The organism is Aurantimonas sp. A3-2-R12, assembly GCF_036016755.1.
In the GTDB taxonomy this organism is placed as follows: Bacteria; Pseudomonadota; Alphaproteobacteria; order Rhizobiales; family Rhizobiaceae; genus Aurantimonas; species Aurantimonas coralicida_A.
Genome location: NZ_JAYXIH010000007.1, coordinates 119,703 through 139,323 on the forward strand (window position 1 = coordinate 119,703; position 19,621 = coordinate 139,323).

A 19,621-nucleotide genomic window follows, 5' to 3' on the forward strand; every position below is an offset into this window, starting at 1 on the left:
TTGTTCGGGCAGTCGGGCCGGCCAATTCCCTTGCAACCTCTCCACGAGAGCGTGGAAAAACGCTGAATTCTCGCCTCACCTGCTCGCGTCTGATCGCGGGCTGCTCAATAGCGGTATCAGCCGTTCTTTTCCAGCAACCGCCTGCGGATATGCGCCTCGATCCGGTCGCAGACGGCGCGATAGGCATCGAGAATCTGTTCGCGGCTGCCGTCAGCCACGGACGGGTCCGGCATTGGCCAGAATTCGACGTCGACCGAGGCGGTGCCCGTGGCGTCGAGGGCGGCGTGGTGCGCCTCCGGCGCCATGGTGACGATCAGGTCGAAATAGCCGTCCTGCAGCTCCTCGAAGCGCTTCGGCCTATAGTCGCCGAGGCTGAGACCTCGTTCGGCCAGCACGATGTCGACGAAGGGGTCGCGCTGCCCGCTGCGGACGCCGGCCGAGGCGATGTAGACCGATGCGGGAAGGATCGAGCGGGCGATCGCCTCGGCGATCGGCGAGCGGATCGCGTTCATGCCGCAGACGAACAAGAGTGACGAGACCGCGACCTTGCCAGAAGGGTCGACCGCTGTCATTGGCCGCCCCCCGCTGTTGCAACAACATGGAATCCGACGTGTCGGGCCACGCAGGATACGCCAGATATTGTGCCGATTGCCGGTTTCGTCCGCGGCGCCATCGTGGGCTCAGTTCCGCCAGTGCAGAACGCAGATCAGCGTGAACAGCCGGCGCGCCGTATCGAGGTCGACGACGATTTTGCCTTTCAGGCGATCCATCAGGGTCTGCGATCCGTCATTGTGGATGCCCCGCCGGCCCATGTCGATCGCCTCGATCTGCTGCGGCGTCGCGCTGCGGATCGCCTCGTAATAGCTGTCGCAGATCAGGAAATAATCCTTGATCACACGGCGGAAAGGCGTGAGCGACAAGATATGCGCGACGATCGGCTCACCGACCTCGTCCCGTACGTCGAAAACCAGGCGCTTGTCGGCGAGCGAGAGCTTGAGCTTGAAGCGGCCGTCCTCGGGAGCGCCGGCCGGATTGAAGACGTTTTCCTCGATGAGGTCGAAGATCGCCACCGCGCGCTCGTGCTCGACGTCCGGCGTTGCCCGGCCGATGGTCTCGTCGAGCTCGATGTCGATGAGCCTGCCGCTCTTCTGGTCGCCGCCGCCGGTCATCGCACGATCAAAGGTTCAGCCGGATCGCCACGGACCGGCCGTGAGCGTCAAGGCCTTCGACGCGGGCCAGTTCGATCGCGGCGGGGCCAAGCGCCCGCAACTGCTCCGGCCCGAGCTTGAGGATCGAGGTGCGCTTGACGAAGTCGAGAACCGACAATCCCGACGAGAAACGGGCTGAGCGGGCGGTCGGCAAGACGTGGTTTGAGCCGCCGACATAGTCGCCGATGACCTCCGGCGTATGGCGGCCGAGAAACACAGCGCCGGCGTTGCGCACCTTGGCGAACAGCGCCTCGGGCTCCTCGACTGCGAGTTCCAGATGCTCGGGCGCGATCCGGTCCGACAGGGCAGGGGCCTCGTCGAGGGATGCCACGCGGATGATGGCGCCATGGTCGCGCCAACTGGCGGCAGCGGTCTCGCCGCGCGACAGAAGCCGCAGCTGCCGCTCGACGGCCGCTTCGACCGCATCGGCGAAATCGCCGTCGTCGGTGATCAGGATCGACTGCGCCGCTGCGTCGTGCTCGGCCTGGCTCAAAAGATCTGCGGCGATCCAGTCCGGATCGTTGGCGCCGTCGGCGATCACCAGAATCTCGGACGGACCGGCGATCATGTCGATGCCGACCGTTCCGAACACCTGGCGCTTGGCGGCGGCGACGTAAGCGTTGCCGGGGCCGACGATCTTGGCGACCGGCGGGATCGTCTGGGTGCCATAGGCGAAGGCCGCGACCGCTTGGGCGCCGCCGAGCCGGTAAATCTCGTCGATGCCGCAGATCTTCGCGGCCGCGAGCACCAGCGGATTCAGCGCGCCCCGCATCGCCGGCACGGTCATGGCGATGCGCTCGACGCCGGCGACCTTGGCGGGAACCGCGTTCATCAACACCGAGGAGGGGTAGCTCGCCTGGCCGCCCGGAACGTAGAGGCCGACTGATTCGACGGCGGTCCAGCGGCTGCCGAGCTCGACGCCGATCGCGTCGACATAACGGTCGTCCTTGGGACGCTGGCGTTCGTGGTGGCTGGTAATGCGCTCATGTGCGGTCCGCAGCGCCGCGAGCGTCTCCGGGGCGGTTGCCGCGAAGGCGGCGTCGATCTCGTCCGATTCGACCCGCAATGTCTCTGCCGTCAGATCGAGGCCGTCGAAACGCCGGGTCAGATCGATCAGCGCGGCGTTGCCCTCGGCGCGCACACGGGCGACGATGGCGCGCACCGCGTCATCGACGTCGGCGGCGGATTCGCGTTTGGCGCCGAGCAGCGCCCGGAATTTCGCCTCGAAATCGGCGTCCGTGCTGGTAAGCCTCGACGGCACTGTGGCAACTCCCCTCTTGATCTGCGGCGGCGTGGCGACCGGCGCCGTGCCGAACTGCCTTCGTCAGGCCGACGGATCGGAACGGTCGTGCTCCGGCCGGGCCGACGTGCTCCAGGCACCTCCGACGTCGCTGAGCTGCGCCTCGATCACCTCGACGTCCAGCCTTATCGCGGAGCCGCCGGCGAAGACAAGTTCGACGACCCCGGACGGGGCATCGGCGGGGGTGAAGCGGATGGCCAGCAGTACGAGCACCTGATCGCCCTCGGTCGCGTCCAGGCCCATCCGCTTGACGCTCCGCACCCGGTCGAAATGCAGGACGGCCCGTCGCCGCTCATATTCGGCCTTGCGGAACAGGCGAAAGCGGGAAATTCCCTCGGCGGTTTCCCAGACGAAGCGGTTCATTTCGACGACGAACTGCTGCTCACCGGCTCGGTAGCGACAGTCCCGCAATGTGACGACGGCATCCTGGCAATAGGCCGACAGGATGGCGAGATCGTCGGTATCGACGGCAAGGAGGCGCAGGCGGTCCATCGTGATGAGCGTTGCTTTCTATCTAAACGGGCGGACTGAACGGGTTACTGCACCGCAAACTAGGCCGGCGGCTCGGAATTGGAATGGTCATCCCGTCGCCCGGTTCACGACGACGTTTCGCGCGATTATTCAAGCCGGAAGCGGCTGCAAAGCCAAAGGCCGACGATGGCGAGCCAGGTCATGAGCCAGATCGGATTGCCGCGACTGAAGAAATAGCTCTCGAAGAAGGAATTCAACAGGGCAAATGCGAGGATCATCAGGAGGAAATCCGCCAGGCGGCGGTTTTCCACGGCGGGCTGGGTCGTCAGATAATCCTTGAACGGCAGCAACACCAGCATCCATGCCGCGACCGCGAGTGTCGGCCATCCGCCCCAGATGGCGATGTCCAGATAGCCGTTATGGGCGTTGACGATAAGGCGCGGGTCCCAGGACAGCTCGAACGGGGCCTCGGCCTTGTAGACGACGCCCGTGTTCCAGAAAGTCTCGAAGCCGAAGCCCGTCCATTGGTGATGGCCCATCAAGTCGAGGGTGAAGCGCCACAGATCGAGGCGGCCGGTAAAGGTCGTGCCGGGCAGAACCGCCTGCAGCACGATGTCGAGCGCGGGCGAAATTGCCGCTCCCAGCGTCAACAGCGCGGTTACGAGAATGGCAAGGAAAAGGACCGTGATCGGCAGGAGACGACCGCCGAAGATCCGGCCGCCGGTAACGAAGAGTGCGACGAGCGGAACCAGGGCCAGGGTGGTCTTGGAGCCGGTCTTGTAGATGAAGATCGCCGACAGAACCGAGATGACGAGGCCGGCCCACCGCTCGCCGCAGCGCATGAGGTAGAGGCCGGCGAAAAACAGCATCGCCATGATCGGACCGGCGACGTTCTTGTGGCTGTAGATGCCCCGCCACAAACCGGCATGCTGCGGCTCGAGGCCGTCTGATCCGTGGATCGCCAATCCGGGATAGGCGACAAGCCCGAGATAGGAGAGCCCGAGAACGACGAGCGCGGCAATGGCGAGCGCCAGGCGAAAGTCGCGGATCGAGGGGGGCAGGCTGAGCGCGCCGGTCATGGCGAGCATTGCGGTCAGGGTGAACAGGATCGCGCGGATCGCGGCGCCCGGCGACTCCGATTGCAGGACCGAAAAGGCCAGCAAGGCGATCGTCAACAGCCAGACCGGGCGCAGCAGCGAGAGCGCGACCGCGCGGTCGGTGAACAGGAGATGGCCGACGATCGCGACGAGCGCGAGTGCACTGTAGCCGAGTTGATTGACGATATTGCCCTGAACGTCGGTCTCGTATTCCAGCACGAAGGGCGTGAAGGAGACGAGAAGAAACGTCAGGATCGTCGCCGCGAAGACGAGCCGAAGCACCCTGATCGGGTCGTGGACGCCGACGGCGTCAGTTCTGTTCGGGACGACGATATTGTTCATTGACGAGGCCGAATTCGGCGAGCAGGCGGCCGACGGCGACCTGCATGTGATAAAGCCCGATGACGGGCGACTTGGTGTCGAAGGCCAGCCGTGCCGAGCGGAACGGCGAGGCGGCCAGCAAGGCGGCGCTCTTGGCGAGGCGGCGGAACCGGTCGGTCGTCCCGCCGCGACGGCGGCGCTCGATGATCGAAGAGATCGCGCCATTGCGTAGTCCCCGCGCGTTCAGCCACGAGAATTCGGTGCGCCGGGCTGGCGTCGTCTCATGGACGAGAGCCTCCGTGCACCAGCCGAAGGTGAAACCTTTTTCGCGGCAGCGCGAATAGAAGTCGCTGTCGCCGCCGCCGATGAAGTTGAAGGCAGTATCGAGATAGGGGGCGTCGATCGCCTCCAGGACACGGCGCCGGATCAGGACGTTGCCGGAGGAATAGAGGATCGGCACGGGTCCGGTTCGAGCGTAATGGGGCGTGAACACGGGATGGCGAGCATAGCGCGCCTGTCCATTGCCTTCGAAAATCGGGATCTGCGGGGCGCCGACGATGTCGACGGCAAGGGTCTCGGCCGTCTCCACCAGCCGCGCGATCCAGCTTTTACTGGCAATCTCGTCGTCGTCGATGACCAGAAGATACTGCATCGCCGGGAAGCGCTCGATCGCCGTTTGCCATCCAGCATTGTAGGCCGCGCAATTGCCGCGCTCATGGGCGATCAGGATCAATCCCGGAAGCCGGCCGGTTTCAAACAAGTCTGCGGCGGCGGCCAGTCCCTCGCGGCCTTCGGCATCGTTCTCCATGACGATGACCGCAAACCGCCTTTCGGTCTGCTGGGCGGCGAGCGATTCGAGCGTTTTCAGGAGATGCTCCGGCCGGCGGAAAGTCGGCAGGGTGACGACGACCTCGTACCGCCCGAAATCGAGGTCCGGCGAGATACACTCGATGGTAATGGCGTCGGTCATAGGGCGTCGTTCGATCGGATCGCGTAACGGAAGGCGGGTTGGAGCAGATACCAGAACAAAATCAGAAGAAGATGAACGAAGTCTCGACGCAGCCCTCAAAAATCGCGAAATTCGGTCGCGAGCCCAGCAGAACAAACGAGAAGCTGGCCCCGCAGCGCGCTTTCCGATCCATCCCCATGGCACGCTTGGCCTGCTCCACGACGCCGCGCGGCGATCAAGCCGCCGAAACGTGCCGGCGGCATTAGGGCAATTTCAACGTGCGGCTGCGACAATCGGATTCCTGCAATGCGCGGAGTGGTCCGGTCGGAATGCATCTTTTGTTCGTTTCGTCGCTCCTGCCCGACGACGCCCCATCGACCGGCTTCGAGATCGCGAACCGCGCCATCGTCGCGGCGTACCGCCATCATGGCGTGCGGCTGACTTTCGTCGGCTTCCGCCGGCCGGGGTCGCGGCCCGCCAGAGCGGACGAAATATGCCTCGGCGAACTGGCGATCGAGAATTCCGGGGCGTCGACGCTCCGCAAGGCGGCCTGGGTCGGCGCGGCGTTCGCTCGCAAGCTGCCGGTCGGAGCCGCGAAAGTGGCCGGGCTTAGCCGCGCCGAACTTCTTGGGCGTCTGGCCGAAGCGGGGCCGGTGGACGGATATGTTCTCAGTTCCGTGCAGATGCCGGCTGCCTATCCCTTCCTGGCGCGCCAAAAACCGTCGATCTTCATCGCCCACAACGTCGAACATCGCTCCGCCCGCGAAAACGCCCGCAACACTGGCGGTTTCCACACCCGGCTGCTCTTTGGCCGCGAGGCGGCGCTGCTCGAGCGCGCCGAGGCAACGATCTGCCGGGACGCGGCGGTCGTCCATACGCTGAGCGAAGACGACCGGGACGGGCTCGGCCTTGCCGGATCCGACAAATGCGTGCCGCTGGCGCTGACCGTCGGCCGCCCGAACGTCGCCGACAAGGGCGAACGGGCCCATGATGTCGGACTGATCGGCACCTGGAGCTGGGCGCCGAACCGGGTCGGCCTCGACTGGTTCGTCGACGAAGTCGTGCCGCTGCTTCCTTCCGATATGTCCATCGCAGTGGCCGGGCGCTTCGACGGCCCGCCACCCGCCGCCGCCGCCAATGTCACTTTTCTCGGCCGCGTCGAGGACGCCCAGCGGTTCGTCGGCGCCTCGCGCGTGCTCGCCCTGGCGACCAAGGGCGGCACCGGCGTTCAGTTGAAGACGATCGAAACCTTCGAGGAGGGGATGCCAGCGGTCGCAACGCCGCAAGCCCTGCGCGGCGTCGACAGTGTTCCCGCCAATGTGCGGGTCGCGGATGCGCCGCGGGACTTCGCCGACCGGATCATCGAACTCGTCGCCGCCGAAAGGGCCGGCCAATCGCTTCGCCTCGACGGCGCCGCCTTCGCGCGCGCCCAGGGGGCCGCGCTCGACGCCGGCATCGCCGCGGGTCTGGATCGGTTCGCCACGGCCATCAACACGCCTCAGGCGCTGGTTGCACCGGTTGGCCCCGATGCAATCGTCCCGCCTCGGCTCGCCAACGGGCTCGCCAGACGATGATGAAAGCGAGCGCCCTTTGGCCGGCGGGTTCCTCGCGAGGCGAAGCCGGCGCGAGCCGTGACATCGCCGGCATCGCGGTCACCGACCACTCGGGCGCGGCGGTCATCGCGGCGCTCGCCGACGCGCTCTCGTCCGGCCGGACCACGCGGATCGCCTTCCTCAACGCCCATTGCGTCAACATCGCCCGGCGGGACGCAGCCTACAAACGCGCTCTGGAGCGCTTTCTGGTGATCCCCGACGGGATCGGCGTCGATATCGCGGCGCGGATGCTCTACGGCAAACCGTTCACCGAGAACCTCAACGGCACCGATTTCCTGCCCCGCCTTCTCGCCTCGCTCGACGGCCGCCTGCGCGTCGCCCTGATTGGGGGCGCGCCGGGCGTCGCCGAGCGCGCGGCGACCCGGCTCGCGGTCGAGATCCCGGCGCATGATTATCTCGTGGTGTCGGACGGGTTCTTCGACCGCAAAGCTTGCGCTGGCGTCCTGGACCACCTCGCCTTGGCCAAGGCCGACATCGTTCTCGTCGCCATGGGCGTTCCCGCCCAGGAACTCTTCATCGCCGATCATCTGGGCGAGCGCTACGGCCGGCTCTTCGTCGGCGTCGGCGCGCTGTTCGACTTTCTCGCCGGCAATGTGGCCCGTGCGCCGCTCGCTATTCGGCGCCTGCGCATGGAATGGGCTTGGCGTCTGGCGCTGGAGCCCGGCAGGATGTGGCGCCGTTATATTCTCGGCAACCCGCTCTTCCTCTTTGGCATTCTGCGCGATCGGTTGCGGCGGGAGCGGGACGATGTCTGATGCCGCGCCACGGCAGGGCGCCGGGAAAGGGCGGCCCATGCGATCGGCGATCGTCACGTCGAGTTATCGCGGCGATTTCGAGCGATGCCGGTTGCTCTGCGAAAGCATCGATCGGCGCGTTGCCGGCTTTACGCGCCACCTGATCCTGGTCGAGGCCGGCGACATCGCGCTGTTCCGGCAACTCGCCGGGCCGAAGCGGGAGATCGTCGACGAGCGCGAGCTGCTGCCGCGTTGGTTGCGCCCGTTCCCGGACCCCTCGTCCTTCGGTCGCCGTCGGATTTGGCTCTCGGCCTACGGCCCACCTCTGCGCGGCTGGCATGTCCAGCAATTGCGGCGGCTGGCGATCGCGGCGGCGATCGAAGAAGAGGTGATGCTCTCCGTTGATTCCGACGTGGTCTTTCTGCGGGAGTTTGACGTTGGCAGCCTGTCGAGCGACGGCAAGGTTCGTTTCTTCCGTCGTAAGGGCGCGGTCGCGACCATCGATTCCGCCGCGCGCGACGAACACCGCGAATGGTCGCGACGGGCCGGCGAGTTGCTCGGCATTTCCACGCCACCTTGGACCGATACGGCCTACATCACCACGCTTTTGGCTTGGCGCACCGACACGGTTCGGGACTTGCGACGCCGCGTCGAAGCCCGGATGGGCAAGCCTTGGCTCGCGGCCATCGCGGCCTCGCGCAGCCTGTCGGAATGCACGATCTACGGGCGCTTCGTCGACGAGTGCGAAGATCGGCCCGATCGCCACGCGCCGAGCGACCTGGAGCTGTGCCAGGTCTACTGGAACGGCGCGGCCCTCGGCTCACGCGAACTGACGGATTTCGCCGCCGGGTTGGAGCCGCATCAGGTCGCGGCGGGCATCCAGTCCTTCACCGGCACCGATCCCGCCCTCATTCGCCGGGCTGCTGGGCTGGCGTGAGACGCCGCGCCGAGCGCGCGGCGGGTGGGGCGGTCCAGTCGAACGCCGCGTAGGTCGCGGCGGCGGACACGATCCAGAGCACCAGGAACAATCCGTTCAGGCCGAAAATCCAGATCTCGGTCTGCGGCGCCGCGCGTAGCAGAACGATGAGAAGCGCCGCCTTGATGAGGCCGACGACCGCCAGGATCATCGCCCGTATCCCGGTCCTGCCACGGGCGTAGAGAAGCTCGCTCTCATATTCGACCAGATTGCGGAAGGCCGGCACGAACAGAGCGAGCAGCACCAAAGGAGCGGCCTCGGCGACATTCTTGCCGAGCGCCGTTGGAAAGACGTGCAAGACACCGCCGAGAAAGCCGAGGCCGGCGACGGAGACGGCCGCGACGGCGGCCTCGATGCCCCAACGGATTCGCCATTGTGTCAGCCACTCGGGCGTGCGCATCAGTTTCTGAACGATCATCGTGTTGAAGGAACGGATCGGCAGGGCGGTGAGATCGATGAGCCGCATCAAGATCGCGTAGATGCCGGCCATCTGCGGCCCGCCGAGCGACAGGACCAGCAGCTTGTCGAGTTCGGACTGAAGATAGAAGATGATTTCGGCGCTGGCGACCGACACGCTGTCCCGCCACCTGGCGAGATAGAGGGCCGGACGCAGGCGCAGGCGCTGCCGGGGATAATAGGCGATGACGGCGAAGCCCGCGGCGACGGCGTTCGCGCCGGCATAGGCGAGCGCCCATTGCACCAGCGAGCCGTCGCCGATCATCACGAAACCGACGGCGGCCACCGCCCGGATCGCCGAGCCGGCGATGACGATGATCGCCCCGCGCATAAAGCGTCCGAGACCGTTGTTGACGATGACCACGACCTCGAGGGCGCGCCAGAACACGACCTCCGCCAGGACCACGGCGGCGAAGGCGCCGATGCTCATCTCGCCCTTGAAGAATGTGACATAGAAGCCGGCCGCCGCGATCGCGACCAACGGCAGCGACAGGATAAAGGCGACAATCAGTCCGGCGGTGTAGGTTCCCACCAATCGCCGACGGACCGTCGCAACGCGGTAAAGCGGCGAAACGAAGCCGAAGCCGGCGATGCGCGACAGAACGATTCCGGTTGCTGAAGCCGTGGCGAACAGGCCGAAATCGCCAACCGACAGCCCGTTGGCGATGGAGACGAAATAGGCGAGCGACAAGACGAGGCGCCCGGCCGATCCGCCGAGCAACGAGGCGTAGTCCCGCACGAGGTTTAGGTTGCCCTTAAGCCTTTCGATCCAGACTGCGAAACGTTGCATGATCGACAACCTTGGAGCCGAGGGGCAGATGACGATACTTCACCGCCGTCGAGCCGCAAAATCCGCTTTCGCCGTCCCGCAGCGGGACGCGGCGGATGGGTGTTTGTCCAACCTTTCCAATAGCGCGGGAACCTTAACGCGCCGTTCTCTGCTGGTCGCCGGCGCCGGACTGGCGCTGGCGCCGGGGACAGTCGCGCCCGCCCGGGCCGAGCGGCATGGGGCGCCCCGTTCCGGCCCGGTGCCCCTCGGTTGTGCAGTCCAGGCCGAGTATTTCGATGCCGATCCGGCCTACAGAGACGCCGCGGTCGAGTATTTCGACCTGATCATGCCGATGAACGAACTGAAATTCGATCAAATCCGGCCGACCCGCGACAGCTGGAATTTCGAGCCCGCGGATCGGCTGGTGGAGTTTGCCCTTTCCCACGGTCGCTCGACCCGCGGGACCTGCCATGTCTGGTGGAATTCGACGCCTGAATGGGTTGAGCAAATCGAGACGGCAAAGGAAGCGGAAGCGGCGCTCATCGAGCACATCGAACGGGTCGGCGATCGCTACAAGGGCAAGTTGACCGGCTGGGACGTCGTCAACGAGGTGATCTCGCACAATCCGATCAGCGAGGGTCCGCTGCGCCGGACCGCCTGGCTTAAAAAGCTCGGGCCGCAGCATATCCCCATCGCCTTCGAGGCGACGGCGCGGGCGGATCCCGGCGCGCGGCTGGTCATCAACGACTACGATCTCGAATTCGCCGGGCCGCGCTACGATGCCCGCCGTGAGGTGATGCTGACGATCGTGCGCCAGCTCCAGGACCGCAACGTGGCGGTTACCGGTGTCGGCATCCAGGGGCATCTTTACGCCGACCGGACGATCGACAAGGACGCGCTGGAAGAGTTCCATCGCACGCTCGACGGCTTGGGGGTCGGCCTCTTGGTGACCGAACTGGATGTGATCGACTGGGAGAGCGTGCCCGGTGCCGAGCCCCAGGATGCGACGGCGCAACGCCTGGTGACCGATCTCCTCGATGGAGTCTTTGCCTTCAAGGCGCCGGAATCAGTGATCGTCTGGGGTGTCAGCGACCGCTATAGCTGGGTTTCGGATGTGCTTCCTCGCCCGGACGGGCATCCAAGCCGCCCGTTGCCACTCGACCGGGATATGGCTCCGAAGCGCTGGATGACGCTCTTGCGGCAGCGTTTGAGATCGAGCTGACTTTGCGTAAGGGGCCGTTATCGTCCCCGCGTTAACTGTTTCTTGAGCATGAAACCGCATTTTCGACGGATCAGGGCCCGCGACAGACGTCCGGCTCCGGCAATTCGGTGACGCCCATGTTCTCGACATCTTCAGCGACAAATCCGACGGCAAGCACCCGGTCGCGCTCGCATGTCACGGTCGTCGAGCGTTCCGGACAGGCTTCGCTGATCGACCCCATCTACATCTTCCGCCATGTCTGGTCGTCCAAGCCGCTAATCGTCCTCACAACGTTTCTCGGCATCGCGCTCGCCATTCTACTGGCTCTATCGACACCGAAACTCTACACCGCCGACACCCAGATCCTGGTCGACCCGCGCGACATCAAGGTGGTGCAGAACGAAGTCACCCCGAACGGGCTGCCCAACGAGGCAACCTTGGCGCTGATCGAAAGCCAGATCGCGGTCGTCTACTCGAACAACGTCCTGAACCGGGTGATCGACGAGGCCGGCCTCGAAAGCGACCCCGAATTCAACGGGACGGCAGAAACGTTTTTCGGCTCGATCTTTCCGAACCTGGCGTCCTTCCTCCGTGAGGACGACGCTCAGAGCGGGCGGCAACGGCTCGTGACCGTGAAGAACCTTCGCAAGGCGATGACCGTCACCCGCGACGCCAAGAGCTTCATCATCAATCTTTCGGTCGAGACGAGGGACCCGGAAAAATCCGCCGAGCTCTCCCGTCTGATCGGCGTCACATTCATCGACCAGCTCGGGCGCGTGCAGTCGCAGACGGCGCGGCGCGCCAGCGACGCGCTCTCCGCGCGTCTGGCCGAACTGCGCCAAACCGTCGCTGAAGCGGAGCGGGCCGTCGAGGAATACAAGACTCGGAACAGGCTCGTCGGCGTCGGCGGACGGCTCGTCGACGACGATTACATCCTGCGCACCAACGACCAGCTTGCTCGTACGCGCGGCGAACTGGCGGCGTTGCGGGTGCGCGCCGAGCAGATGAAAAACGTCGGGATCGACGATGTCGTCAAAGGCTCCTTTCCCGAGGAGTTGACGTCGGAGGCGCTGACCCGGCTGCGCAATACCTATTCCGAACTCGCCCAGCAGGCCGCCGTCCTCAGCACCACGCTCGGGCCTCGTCATCCGCAACGCATGGCCAGCCAGGAGGCGTTGGCCTCGGCGAGGAACGCCATCCGTGCCGAGCTCAACCGTATCGTCGCGGCGGCGCAGACGGATCTGGCCCGCGCAGAGCGCACCGACCGCGATCTGAGCACGCAGATCACCGCATTGAAAACCAAGCAGCTGGAGACCAGCGAATCCTTCGTCAAGCTGCGCGAACTGGAGCGCGAGGTCGAGGCATCGCGCGCGGTTTACGAAGCGTTCCTGCTTCGGGCGCGCGAAACCGGCGAGCAGGAAACCCTGAATACCGCCAATGTCCATGTCATCTCCGAGGCGACACCGCCGCTGGAGCCGTCGAGCTTGTCCCGGCGGACGATGGTCCTTCTTGGCGCGATCCTCGGCTTTCTCGTCGGAATCGGTATCGCCGTCCTCCGCGGCGCGGTGCGGTTCTTCCAGGAAGTGCGGCCGCTCGATCGTGTCGCCTGGGACGGCGCTGGCGTCCCTCTCGGTTTCGAGGCAGCCGGCTATCGCGGGCGCTCGCCCTATTCCCCCGGATATTATCCGTCTGCCGGCTTCTATTCCGCTGCTCCCGTCGGCATGGGCGAGGCGCGACAGGCTGACCGCGACGACGCCGCCGTTGTTGGCGGGGTGGGTCTCGCTGACGCAGCCGGGATCCGTCCGGCGGTCTACGCCGAGACGGGGGATCTCCGGCGTCCGGTTGACGAGGCCGGTGAACCGAACCGGGACCAGCACGAATCCGACCAGCCGGCCGAAATGGGCCCGCTCGAGGAGGAGCGCGTGGTCCGCGAAGAGGACATGGATCAGCAACCTGCGGGCGACGCTCCGGCTTCGCCCGACGCGGCGGCGGAGCCCGCCCCCGTCGACGGTCAACCGCAGACGCGCGAAGAATTGCGCGACGGCATCCGTGCGATCGCCGCCGAGCGTCCCGAAATCGGCGATCAGGATAATCTCGCCGCAACGGATGACGCGGAGGTCGAGCGTCTCCAGTTCGACATCGCCGCCGTCAAGCGGCACATCGCCGAAATCCGCGAACGGCGTCAGGTCCACTGAGACGACGACCCCGTCCGACCTCCCGAGGCCGCGGGCGCGAACGCTCGCGAATTGATCCTTCCCAAGTCCGATCGCGGCTTTCACGCGCCGAAACGCGGAACGTGTCCATGTGCCGTGTTGCGATCGCCGATGCCCTTGCGTTTCCTCTCAGTCGGGATAGCTTCGAAAGAAGGGCATCCGACCGTGGGAGTGGCCGGATGCAGGGCACCGACGATCGGCGCGCCCGATCGGGACATCAGGGAGGATTTTTCCATGACGCTTTCGCGGTTGGTTCTGGCGTTTGCCGCTTCGACCCTTTTCACCGGCGGCGCGTTCGCGGCCGAGCTGTCACTGGTCTCCGGCTCTGTCGGCAAGGACATCGAGGAATTGCGGGGGCAGCTCGACGATTTCGAGAAGGAATCCGGCCACACGGTCAAGATCGTCGAAATGCCGGCGTCGACCACCGACCAGTTCGGGCAGTATCGCCTGTGGCTGTCGGCCGGCAATGAGGACATCGACGTCTACCGGACCGACGTGATCTGGGCGCCGCAACTGGCCGGCAGTCTCGTCGACCTGACCGAGGCCGCCAAGGACATTGTCGGTCAGCATTTCCCCTCGATGATCGAATCCCAGACCGTCGACGGCAAGCTCGTCGCCCTGCCCATGTATACGGACGCACCAGCGCTCTACTACCGCACCGACCTGTTGGAGAAATATGGCAAGGAGCCGCCCAAGACCTGGTCGGAACTGGAGGCCACCGCCAAGGAGATCCAGGAAAAGGAGCGCGAGGCCGGCAACGGCCAGATGAACGGTTTCGTGTTCCAGGGCGCGCCCTATGAGGGGCTGACCTGCGACGGGCTGGAATGGGTGGCGAGCAACGGGGGCGGCCAGATCGTCGCGCCGGACGGCGAGATCACCATCAACAATCCGAAGGCCGCCGCCGCGCTCGAAAGGGCCAAGGGCTGGGTCGGCACGATCGCCCCCGATGGCGTCCTCGCCTACAAGGAAGAGGAGTCGCGCGGCGTCTGGCAGACCGGCAATGCCGTGTTCATGCGCAACTGGCCCTATGCCTACGCGCTGTCGAACGGCGACGACTCCGCGGTCGCCGGCAAGTTCGACGTGGTGCCGCTACCGGCCTCGGAAGGTGGTTCGTCGGCGGCCTGTCTCGGCGGCTGGAACCTGGCGGTCTCCAAATATTCGCAGAACCAGGAGGCGGCGATCGATCTCGTCAAGTTCCTGAGTTCGGAAAAGGCGCAGAAGCAGCGTGCCGTCAATCAGTCGCGGTTGCCGACGATCCCGACGCTCTACGACGATGCGGAGATCGCCGAGAAGCAGCCGATCGTCACAGAATGGAAGGAAGTCGTGACCAACGCGGTGCCGCGTCCCTCGGCGCCGACCAAGCGCCAGTACAACGAGGTCTCGAAGGAGTTCTGGACGGCCGTCAACGAGACGATATCCGGTCGAGGCTCGGCCGCGGACAATCTCGATCAGCTCGAAAAGCGCCTGCGCCGGCTGAAGCGCAGCGCCTGGGAGTGAGATTCCGCCCAAGCTGATTGGGCGGAGGAGGCTAGGGAGCGCCTTTTCCTGCGAACGCCATCCGGCGGGCATAGACCGCGAAGCGGCGGCCGGCGGACCAGATCGAAAGTCCATTGGGAGGGACGACGATGGCCAATGTCTCGCTGGGCGTGCCGCCGACAGGCAGGGCGATCGCGGCCGAGGAGCAGGGAGCAGTGGGCCGCTCCGATCTCTCCCGCCAGCGGCTGAAGTCGGCCTGGCTGTTTCTCACCCCGATGCTCGTCGTGCTGGCCCTCGTCGCCGGCTGGCCGCTGCTTCAAACGATCTGGTTCTCCTTTACCGATGCCAGCCTCGACAACATCGCGGGGGCCGAGTTCGTCGGATTCCGGAACTATTGGGAATATGTCGATTACGGCAATGGGGAGGGCGAATATTTCGGCCTCCTGTTTGATCCGCAATGGTGGAACTCGGTCTGGAACACCGTCTACTATTCGGTGATCTCGGTCTCGATCGAAACAAGCCTGGGTCTCGTCTTCGCCCTCGTTCTCAACGCCGAGTTCAAGGGGCGCGCCCTGGTGCGCGCGGCGGTCCTCATCCCCTGGGCGATCCCGACGATCGTCTCGGCGAAGATGTGGGCCTGGATGATGAACGACCAGTTCGGCATCCTCAACGACATGCTGATGACGATCGGCGTCCTGTCCGCCCCGGTCGCCTGGACGGCGACGCCCGAGACAGCGATGTGGGCCGTGATCATCGTCGATGTGTGGAAGACGACGCCGTTCATGGCGCTGCTCATCCTCGCAGGCCTGCAGATGGTGCCCGGCGATGTCTACGAGGCCGCCAAGATCGACGGCATCCATCCGGTCAAGGTGTTCTGGAAGGTGACGCTGCCGCTGATCCGGCCGGCGATCCTCGTCGCCGTCATCTTTCGCGCGCTGGATGCGCTGCGTGTCTTCGACCTCATCTACGTGCTGACGCCGAACAATACCGATACCAAGACGATGTCGGTCTTCGCCCAGGAAAACCTCTTCCAGTTCGACAAGTTCGCCTATGGATCGGCGGCCTCGACGCTGTTGTTCCTGGTGATCGCCTTCATCACCCTGTTCTACATCAAGGTCGCCAGACTGGATCTCGGGGGAGGACGCTGACATGCCGGTCGTCATCAAGCGCACCGCCTTTTACGCCCTCGTCGTCGCCATCGTCCTGTTCTCGATCTTCCCGTTCTATTACGCGATCCTGACCAGCTTCAAATCCGGTACCGCACTGTTCCGGGTGAACTATTTCCCGACGGATTTCTCGCTGGTGAACTATCGCGGCATCTTCGCGAGCGGCGAGTTTCCGACCAACATCCTCAATTCTGTCATCGTCGCCTCGGTCGTCGTGGCGATCTCGCTGTCCCTCGCGGTGACCGCCGCCTATGCGCTGTCGCGGATCAATTTTCGCGGACGCGGGCTGTTGCTTTTGACCATCCTCGCCGTCTCGATGTTCCCGCAGATCGCCGTGCTCGCCGGGCTGTTCGAGATGGTCCGCGTCACCGGCCTCTACAACACGCTGTTCTCGCTGATCTTCGCCTATATGATTTTCACCCTGCCGTTCACCGTCTGGGTGCTGACGACCTTCATGCGCGACCTGCCGATCGAGATCGAGGAGGCGGCGATCGTCGACGGCGCCTCGCCCTTCACCATCGTCGTCAAAGTGTTCCTGCCGCTGATGTGGCCGGCGCTGGTGACCACCGGGCTGCTGGCCTTCATCGCGGCGTGGAACGAGTTCCTGTTCGCGCTGACCTTCGTGTCCAACAACGACACGCGGACCGTGCCGGTGGCGATCGCGCTCTTATCGGGCGCCTCCGAGCAGGAAATTCCCTGGGGCACGATCATGGCGGCCTCCGTCGTGGTGACGGTGCCGCTGATCGTCCTGGTGCTGGTTTTCCAGCGCAAGATCATTTCCGGCCTGACCGCCGGCGGAGTGAAAGGCTGACATGCGGACGACGCGGCAGACTGACGATGCTTCCATGACGACCGATTGCGCGGATGCCTCGCCGAGAGCCGCCACGGCGGATCGCGACTGGTGGCGCGGCGCGGTGCTCTACCAGATCTATCCGCGCTCTTTCCAGGACTCCGACGGCGACGGCATCGGCGATCTTCCTGGCATCACCCGCCGGCTGGCCTATGTCGCCTCGCTCGGGGTCGACGGCATCTGGCTGTCGCCCTTCATGACCTCGCCGATGAAGGATTTCGGCTACGACATCTCCGACTATCGCGACGTCGATCCGCTGTTCGGAACGCTTGCGGATTTCGACGCGCTCGTCGCCGAGGCGCACCGGCTAGGTTTGAAGGTGGTGATCGATCAGGTGCTGTCGCACACCTCCGACCGCCACCCCTGGTTCGTCGAAAGCCGCCTGAGCCACGACAATTTCAAGGCGGATTGGTATGTCTGGGCCGATCCCAAGCCCGACGGAACCCCGCCGACCAACTGGCTGTCGGTGTTCGGCGGCTCGTCCTGGGAGTGGGACTCCAAGCGCCGGCAATACTACCTGCACAATTTTCTCGCCTCACAGCCCGATCTCAACTTCCACAACCTGGATGTGCGGGCGGCGCTGCTCTCCGACGTCCGCTTCTGGCTCGATCGTGGGGTCGACGGGTTTCGGCTCGATACGGCGAATTTCTACTTCCACGATCGCGAATTGCGGGACAATCCGCCGCTCGAGGCCGCGCTCCAGTCCGAGGTGATGGCCTCGCGCAACCAGCCCTACAATTGGCAGGCGCATATCTACGACAAGAATCGGCCGGAAAACCTCACCTTCCTGAGGGAGTTCCGGGCGTTGCTCGACGAATATCCGGCCGCCACCTCGGTTGGCGAGGTCGGCGAGCGCATCCACGGCGCCGAGTTGATGGGCGAATACACCGCCGGCGGCGACAAGCTGCATATGTGCTACGCCTTCGACTTCCTGTCGGGCCGGATGCCGGCGGTCGCCGATCTGACGGGCACGCTGCGGCGCTTCGAGGCGGCCGCGGCCGACGGCTGGGCCTGCTGGGCGTTTTCCAACCACGATGTCGAGCGGCACGCGACGCGCTGGGCCGAGGATCACCACGAGGCCGACAAGGTTCTGCGGCTGGCGGCCGGCGTCCTGTTGACGCTGCGCGGCTCGATCTGTCTCTACCAGGGCGAGGAACTGGGGCTGGTCGAGGCCGACATCGCCTATGAGGATCTGGTCGATCCCTACGGCATCAATTTCTGGCCGGAAGTGAAGGGGCGCGACGGCTGCCGCACGCCGATGGTCTGGGAGGCGGACGCGACCAATGCCGGTTTTTCGACCGGCAGGCCTTGGCTGCCCGTAGCCGCCGGGCACAAGGACCGCGCCGTCGATGTGATGGAGGCGGAGCCGGACTCGCTGCTCGACTTCTACCGGGAGTTCCTGCGCTTCCGGCGTGCCCATCCGGCGTTCGCCAAGGGTACGATAACGTTTCTGCCGTCGCCGCCGACGGTTCTGGCGTTCACGCGCGAGCATGACGGGGAGCGGCTCGTCTGCGCGTTCAATTTCGACGCCGATGCGACGCATTTCGATCTGCCGGTAGGCAGCGTTCCGACCGCGCTGTCCGGATATGGATTTTCAGGTGAGGCCGATGGGGCGACGATTCGCCTCGGCGGCTTCGACGGTTTTATCGGCAGGCTGTGAGGCAAGCGCGCGCGGCTGGAAGGGAGACAGGACCATGGCGAACCTCAAGCTGACCGGTATCAGAAAGGCCTACGGACAGGTGCAGGTCCTGCACGGTATCGACCTCGATATCGAGCCGGGCGAGTTCATCGTCTTCGTCGGCCCGTCCGGCTGCGGCAAATCCACCCTTTTGCGGGTGATCGCCGGTCTCGAGGACATCACCGGCGGAACGCTCGAGATCGACGGCGAGGTCGTCAATGGCCGGACCCCGAAGGAGCGCGGCATCGCCATGGTGTTCCAGTCCTACGCGCTCTATCCGCACATGAATGTCTACGACAACATGGCATTCGGCCTGAAACTGGAGAAAAACAACTCCAAGCAGGAGGTCGACCAGCGGGTTCGCGAGGCGGCGCAGATCCTGCAGATCGAGTCCTATCTCGACCGCCTGCCCAAGGCGCTTTCCGGCGGCCAGCGCCAGCGCGTCGCCATCGGGCGGGCGATCACCCGCAATCCGAAGGTGTTCCTGTTCGACGAGCCCTTGTCCAACCTCGACGCGGCGCTGCGTGTCCAGACCCGGATCGAGATCGCCCGGCTGCACGAGCGCATGGCCGGCACGACGATGGTCTACGTCACCCACGATCAGGTCGAGGCGATGACCCTCGCCGACAAGATCGTGGTTCTCAACCAGGGCCATGTCGAGCAGGTCGGATCACCGATGGAGCTCTACAATCGGCCGGACAATCTCTTCGTCGCCCGCTTCCTCGGCTCGCCCTCGATGAACATCCTGCCGGCGACGATCGAAGCGACGGGGCAGCAAACCCGGGTGCTGCTGACGGGCGGGCGCTCGGTGACACTGCCGATCGCCTCTCCACCCGACGCAATTGGACGCCCGGCCCATCTCGGCATCCGGCCGGAGAACCTCGTTTTATCCGACAGTCCGGACGCGCCGTTCAGCGGCGAGGTCATGCTGACGGAGTCGCTCGGCGAGGTCACGCTGGTCTATGTCGACATCGGTCGCACCGACGAGCCCTTCGTCGTCAAGCTGCCGGGGGAAGTGACGATCGCGCGGGGGACCACGGTGGCGTTGACGGCCGACCCCGACGCGATGCGGCTGTTCGGCGAAGACGGCAAGGCGATGCGAACGGCGCCGCAGCGCGTCGCCGCCTGACGGACTGACAAGGG

17 protein-coding genes are annotated in these 19,621 nt (G+C 65.2%); 10 read left to right on the plus strand and 7 right to left on the minus strand.

Translation table 11 applies throughout. The features are described 5' to 3' along the window. Positions 1–116: 116 nt before the first annotated feature. From VSX60_RS06005 to VSX60_RS06030, 6 genes are all read right to left on the minus strand, one after another. Positions 117–572, minus strand: coding sequence for an arsenate-mycothiol transferase ArsC (locus VSX60_RS06005; protein ID WP_327623242.1), 456 nt, complete (start codon positions 570–572; stop codon positions 117–119). Positions 573–680: 108 nt separating this feature from the next. Next, complete coding sequence (locus VSX60_RS06010; RefSeq protein WP_327623243.1) at positions 681–1,169, minus strand: UPF0262 family protein; 489 nt, start codon at positions 1,167–1,169, stop codon at positions 681–683. A 7-nt stretch (positions 1,170–1,176) separates the two neighbouring features. Beyond that, positions 1,177–2,469, minus strand: coding sequence for a histidinol dehydrogenase (gene hisD, locus VSX60_RS06015; RefSeq protein WP_327623244.1), 1,293 nt, complete (start codon positions 2,467–2,469; stop codon positions 1,177–1,179). Between the two features lie 63 nt (positions 2,470–2,532). Then, positions 2,533–3,000, minus strand: coding sequence for a DUF2948 family protein (locus tag VSX60_RS06020; protein ID WP_327623245.1), 468 nt, complete (start codon positions 2,998–3,000; stop codon positions 2,533–2,535). Positions 3,001–3,125: 125 nt separating this feature from the next. Beyond that, positions 3,126–4,418, minus strand: a complete 1,293-nt coding sequence (locus tag VSX60_RS06025) for an O-antigen ligase family protein (protein WP_327623246.1) — start codon at positions 4,416–4,418, stop codon at positions 3,126–3,128. After that, positions 4,387–5,367 (minus strand): glycosyltransferase family 2 protein, encoded by a 981-nt coding sequence (locus VSX60_RS06030; RefSeq protein ID WP_327623247.1) that lies wholly within the window; start codon positions 5,365–5,367, stop codon positions 4,387–4,389. The genes VSX60_RS06025 and VSX60_RS06030 overlap by 32 nt, the downstream gene beginning before the upstream one ends. Before the next feature lie 308 nt (positions 5,368–5,675). On the opposite strand from VSX60_RS06030, the gene VSX60_RS06035 reads away from it, so the two are divergent. Genes VSX60_RS06035 through VSX60_RS06045 form a run of 3 tightly spaced genes read left to right on the plus strand, consistent with a single transcriptional unit; the run spans position 5,676 to position 8,630 of the window. Next, positions 5,676–6,920 (plus strand): glycosyltransferase family 4 protein, encoded by a 1,245-nt coding sequence (locus VSX60_RS06035; protein WP_327623248.1) that lies wholly within the window; start codon positions 5,676–5,678, stop codon positions 6,918–6,920. Next, positions 6,917–7,714, plus strand: coding sequence for a WecB/TagA/CpsF family glycosyltransferase (locus VSX60_RS06040; protein ID WP_327623249.1), 798 nt, complete (start codon positions 6,917–6,919; stop codon positions 7,712–7,714). The genes VSX60_RS06035 and VSX60_RS06040 overlap by 4 nt, the downstream gene beginning before the upstream one ends. A gap of 37 nt (positions 7,715–7,751) precedes the next feature. Then, positions 7,752–8,630 (plus strand): DUF6492 family protein, encoded by an 879-nt coding sequence (locus VSX60_RS06045; protein ID WP_327623250.1) that lies wholly within the window; start codon positions 7,752–7,754, stop codon positions 8,628–8,630. Here VSX60_RS06045 and VSX60_RS06050 read toward each other — a convergent pair. Then, positions 8,602–9,915, minus strand: coding sequence for a lipopolysaccharide biosynthesis protein (locus tag VSX60_RS06050; protein ID WP_327623251.1), 1,314 nt, complete (start codon positions 9,913–9,915; stop codon positions 8,602–8,604). The two genes, VSX60_RS06045 and VSX60_RS06050, sit on opposite strands and share 29 nt — an antisense overlap. A gap of 103 nt (positions 9,916–10,018) precedes the next feature. Here VSX60_RS06050 and VSX60_RS06055 point away from each other — a divergent pair, with 103 nt between their 5' ends. From VSX60_RS06055 to VSX60_RS06085, 7 genes are all read left to right on the plus strand, one after another. Further along, entirely contained in the window at positions 10,019–11,116 is a 1,098-nt protein-coding gene (locus tag VSX60_RS06055) for an endo-1,4-beta-xylanase (protein ID WP_327623252.1), read from the plus strand. A 116-nt stretch (positions 11,117–11,232) separates the two neighbouring features. Next, a complete protein-coding gene (locus tag VSX60_RS06060; protein ID WP_327623253.1) occupies positions 11,233–13,290 on the plus strand; it encodes a GumC family protein in 2,058 nt (685 codons plus the stop codon). Positions 13,291–13,542: 252 nt separating this feature from the next. Beyond that, the gene (locus VSX60_RS06065) at positions 13,543–14,805 is read left to right on the plus strand and encodes an ABC transporter substrate-binding protein (RefSeq protein WP_327623254.1); all 1,263 of its coding nucleotides are present in this window, start codon (positions 13,543–13,545) and stop codon (positions 14,803–14,805) included. Positions 14,806–14,933: 128 nt separating this feature from the next. Next, positions 14,934–15,932: a carbohydrate ABC transporter permease gene (locus VSX60_RS06070; RefSeq protein ID WP_442873057.1), complete on the plus strand. Its 999-nt coding sequence runs from the start codon at positions 14,934–14,936 to the stop codon at positions 15,930–15,932. Between the two features lies 1 nt (position 15,933). After that, positions 15,934–16,761, plus strand: coding sequence for a carbohydrate ABC transporter permease (locus VSX60_RS06075; RefSeq protein ID WP_327623255.1), 828 nt, complete (start codon positions 15,934–15,936; stop codon positions 16,759–16,761). Between the two features lie 34 nt (positions 16,762–16,795). Further along, on the plus strand, positions 16,796–18,460 hold the full coding sequence (gene bglA, locus VSX60_RS06080) for a beta-galactosidase BglA (RefSeq protein WP_327623256.1): 1,665 nt from the start codon (positions 16,796–16,798) through the stop codon (positions 18,458–18,460). A 34-nt stretch (positions 18,461–18,494) separates the two neighbouring features. Then, positions 18,495–19,607, plus strand: coding sequence for an ABC transporter ATP-binding protein (locus VSX60_RS06085; RefSeq protein ID WP_327623257.1), 1,113 nt, complete (start codon positions 18,495–18,497; stop codon positions 19,605–19,607). Positions 19,608–19,621 lie beyond the last annotated feature (14 nt).

Bases quoted from the DNA above. Each gene is read 5' to 3' on its own strand.
- VSX60_RS06005 (WP_327623242.1), bottom strand. From the start codon at position 572: ATGACAGCGGTCGACCCTTCTGGCAAGGTCGCGGTCTCGTCACTCTTG.
- VSX60_RS06010 (WP_327623243.1), bottom strand. From the start codon at position 1,169: ATGACCGGCGGCGGCGACCAGAAGAGCGGCAGGCTCATCGACATCGAG.
- VSX60_RS06020 (WP_327623245.1), bottom strand. From the start codon at position 3,000: ATGGACCGCCTGCGCCTCCTTGCCGTCGATACCGACGATCTCGCCATC.
- VSX60_RS06025 (WP_327623246.1), bottom strand. From the start codon at position 4,418: ATGAACAATATCGTCGTCCCGAACAGAACTGACGCCGTCGGCGTCCAC.
- VSX60_RS06030 (WP_327623247.1), bottom strand. From the start codon at position 5,367: ATGACCGACGCCATTACCATCGAGTGTATCTCGCCGGACCTCGATTTC.
- VSX60_RS06035 (WP_327623248.1), top strand. From the start codon at position 5,676: ATGCATCTTTTGTTCGTTTCGTCGCTCCTGCCCGACGACGCCCCATCG.
- VSX60_RS06040 (WP_327623249.1), top strand. From the start codon at position 6,917: ATGATGAAAGCGAGCGCCCTTTGGCCGGCGGGTTCCTCGCGAGGCGAA.
- VSX60_RS06045 (WP_327623250.1), top strand. From the start codon at position 7,752: ATGCGATCGGCGATCGTCACGTCGAGTTATCGCGGCGATTTCGAGCGA.
- VSX60_RS06050 (WP_327623251.1), bottom strand. From the start codon at position 9,915: ATGCAACGTTTCGCAGTCTGGATCGAAAGGCTTAAGGGCAACCTAAAC.
- VSX60_RS06060 (WP_327623253.1), top strand. From the start codon at position 11,233: ATGTTCTCGACATCTTCAGCGACAAATCCGACGGCAAGCACCCGGTCG.
- VSX60_RS06065 (WP_327623254.1), top strand. From the start codon at position 13,543: ATGACGCTTTCGCGGTTGGTTCTGGCGTTTGCCGCTTCGACCCTTTTC.
- VSX60_RS06070 (WP_442873057.1), top strand. From the start codon at position 14,934: ATGGCCAATGTCTCGCTGGGCGTGCCGCCGACAGGCAGGGCGATCGCG.
- VSX60_RS06075 (WP_327623255.1), top strand. From the start codon at position 15,934: ATGCCGGTCGTCATCAAGCGCACCGCCTTTTACGCCCTCGTCGTCGCC.
- bglA (WP_327623256.1), top strand. From the start codon at position 16,796: ATGACGACCGATTGCGCGGATGCCTCGCCGAGAGCCGCCACGGCGGAT.
- VSX60_RS06085 (WP_327623257.1), top strand. From the start codon at position 18,495: ATGGCGAACCTCAAGCTGACCGGTATCAGAAAGGCCTACGGACAGGTG.